Origin of the sequence: Sulfobacillus harzensis (assembly GCF_012933365.1) — a bacterium.
GTDB lineage: Bacteria > Bacillota > Sulfobacillia > Sulfobacillales > Sulfobacillaceae > Sulfobacillus_B > Sulfobacillus_B harzensis.
In genome coordinates, this window is record NZ_JABBVZ010000374.1 from 1 (window position 1) to 283 (window position 283).

The following is a 283-nucleotide window of genomic DNA, read 5'->3' on the forward strand; positions in this document are numbered from 1 at the left end:
GGCTCCCTGAGGCGTATCGTTGCGTGCCACGACCTTCTTCGCCTTCTTGCACCCGAGGCATCCCCCGTGTGCTGTGTATCTCTTTCTCCTCTGAAGTTGTCAATGTCCCGAAGGAAAAGTGGTGGGCCGAGGTGGATTTGAACCACCGACCTCCCGCTTATCAGGCGGGTGCGCTAACCACTGCGCTATCGGCCCCCGGCTTTCTGCCGGTCCTTCAAAACCATATCATCATGCGCACACGTGTCCCTAGAAAGGAGGTGATCCAGCCGCACCTTCCGATACG

At 58.3% G+C, this 283-nt stretch carries 1 tRNA gene; it reads right to left on the bottom strand.

Annotation, left to right across the window (positions count from 1 at the left end):
• Window positions 1–119: 119 nt before the first annotated feature.
• Window positions 120–195, bottom strand: a tRNA-Ile gene (locus HIJ39_RS23550).
• Window positions 196–283: the final 88 nt, after the last annotated feature.